3 protein-coding genes and 1 pseudogene are annotated in these 2,211 nt (G+C 60.3%); all 4 read right to left on the bottom strand.

The genetic code is table 11. From position 1 onward, the window contains the following. Positions 1-609, bottom strand: a 609-nt coding sequence (nucS, locus tag Q0331_RS08060) for an endonuclease NucS (RefSeq protein ID WP_298075869.1), incomplete at its 3' end; no start/stop codon positions are given. Positions 610-645: 36 nt separating this feature from the next. Further along, on the bottom strand, positions 646-1,065 hold the full coding sequence (locus tag Q0331_RS08055; RefSeq protein WP_298075868.1) for a DUF2550 domain-containing protein: 420 nt from the start codon (positions 1,063-1,065) through the stop codon (positions 646-648). Between the two features lie 103 nt (positions 1,066-1,168). Next, positions 1,169-1,540, bottom strand: a complete 372-nt coding sequence (locus tag Q0331_RS08050; protein WP_298075867.1) for a F0F1 ATP synthase subunit epsilon — start codon at positions 1,538-1,540, stop codon at positions 1,169-1,171. A 12-nt stretch (positions 1,541-1,552) separates the two neighbouring features. Beyond that, positions 1,553-2,211 (bottom strand): annotated as a pseudogene (locus Q0331_RS08045) (F0F1 ATP synthase subunit beta); the annotation flags it as partial.

Genomic DNA, 2,211 nt, shown 5'->3' with positions numbered 1-2,211 from the left:
GGCAAACACACCCGTCACGGGAGCCAGCAGCTCGTCCCGGTTCAGCAGCTCCACATAGCGGGTAAGCTGCTCCACACCGTCGATACCACCACGGCGCTTGATCTCCACGGCCACAGTCGCGCCCGTGGAGTCCTTGGACAAAATGTCCACCGGGCCGATAGCCGTCGGGTACTCGCGGCGGATCAAAGAGTAACCCTCGCCCAAGATCTCAATCTGCTCAGCCAGCAACTCCTGCAGGTGCGCCTCCACCCCATCCTTCACCAGGCCTGGGTCCTCCCCGAGGTCGTGCTCCGTATCGGAGTAGATCTCGAAAATCTGGATCCGCAGCTGCTCCCCCTTTGGATTCGTGACGATCCACAACTGCTCGACCCCCTCGTTTCCAAGCTCCGAATACTCCGTAGGGGCGTCATCACCATCAAAAGAGCTAGCCTCGACGGCCTCGAGAGAACACGGCGGCATCATCCAATTGAGCGGCTTATACGCGCGATCGTCGGCGTGGATGGAGACCGAACCATCGGCCTTCACCAGGATCAGGCGGTCGGCGGGCGGCAGGTGGGCCTCCAGGCGTCCGACGTAATCGACACAGCAGCGGGCAATGACTAAGCGCATGGTTGTTCAGCCTACGCTACGCAAGCTGGCAACGACTCAATGACGGGGTATGCGGCGCTCCGAAGGGGCGGATTCCAGCCAAGACACCAAAGCGGTATCCCCTGCACTATCAAGGGCGATCTCCCAATGCGTCTTGCGGTGAACCACCTCGACGACGTGCACGTCGTCCTCCAAGAAGGCGGACTCCCGCGGGGTGATCTCGCGGCGAGACACGATTGCGGTGCCCAGGCGCGTAAGCACCACATCCGAAGCAGGGCGCAGGCTACGCAGCTTGTAGAACTTGGCGGATTGGCCCGAATACTTCAAAATCCCGTGGCGCCAGTGCCTGCCATCAGAATTTGGCAGGCGCCGGACGACCACGGGATACCCCTGGGAACGCAGCGCAAAAAAGCGCCACATAACGGCGATGACGACGAACAGCGCCACCGCCGCAAGAAAATACAACAACCACGCCATATACCTAACTTACAGGCATGAAGTGGGTTTCGAAAAAGCAAAACGGGCTCCACCGTGAAAACAGTGGAACCCGTTTGTCGGGAAGTTTAGAGCTAGTTAGCTCTTAAGCTTCCATACGCTTCACAGCGCGCAACTCGGACTCTGCGACGGCCTTGTCGCGCTCAGTCTCTGCAGACTGCTTGCGGGACTCGGCATCCGCAACGTTAACCTCGTTGGCCCACGTTGCAGAATCCGCCAGGATGGTGATCTTCTTGGAGGACACGGACAGGAACCCGCCCTGCACCGCGGCCACCAGCTTCTCACCGGTGTTCGTCCGAATGGTAACGACGCCGTTCTCGACCAGCTGGCCGAGCAGAGGCTCGTGACCAGGGAGCACGCCGATCTCGCCCTCAGTGGTCTGCGCGGTAACGGACGTTGCGGTACCAACCCACAGCGGACGTTCCACGGAGACCAGTTGTGCGGCAATCTCAGCCATGTGCTTAACCCCTTACTTTTCGGTCATCTTCTTGTAAGCAGCCTCGACATCGTCCAGGCCACCCAGACCGTTGAAGGCCTGCTCCGGGTAAGCATCGAACTCGCCGTCGCAGATGCGCTCGAAGGCGTCGATCGTGTCGGCCAGCGGCACGTAGGAGCCCGGGATACCGGTGAACTTCTCCGCAACGAAGAAGTTCTGGCCCAGGAAGCGCTCCAGGCGACGTGCGCGCTGAACGGTGATCTTGTCCTCTTCCGAGAGCTCGTCCATACCCAGGATGGCGATGATGTCCTGCAGTTCCTTGTTCTTCTGCAGGATGTGGATCACACGCTGGGCAACCTCGTAGTGACGCTCGCCGACAATACCCGGCTCGAGGATACGAGAGGTAGAGGTCAGCGGGTTCACTGCGGGGTAAATACCCTTAGAGGCGATGGAACGATCCAGCTCGGTCGTTGCATCCAGGTGGGCGAAGGTCGTAGCCGGTGCCGGGTCGGTGTAGTCATCGGCCGGCACGTAAACGGCCTGCAGGGAGGTAATGGAACGACCCTTGGTCGAAGTAATACGCTCCTGCAGAACACCCATCTCGTCAGCCAGAGTCGGCTGGTAGCCCACGGCAGAGGGCATACGACCCAGCAGGGTCGAAACCTCAGAACCGGCCTGGGTGAAACGGAAGA

It is taken from the genome of uncultured Corynebacterium sp., assembly GCF_937999985.1.
Taxonomy (GTDB): Bacteria; Actinomycetota; Actinomycetes; order Mycobacteriales; family Mycobacteriaceae; genus Corynebacterium.
The sequence above is the reverse complement of the archived record's forward strand: the minus strand, read 5'-3'. Positions and strand labels throughout refer to the sequence as shown.

Excerpts from the sequence above, each read along its gene's own strand:
- Q0331_RS08050 (WP_298075867.1), bottom strand. The coding sequence starts at position 1,540 with ATGGCTGAGATTGCCGCACAACTGGTCTCCGTGGAACGTCCGCTGTGG.
- Q0331_RS08055 (WP_298075868.1), bottom strand. The coding sequence starts at position 1,065 with ATGGCGTGGTTGTTGTATTTTCTTGCGGCGGTGGCGCTGTTCGTCGTC.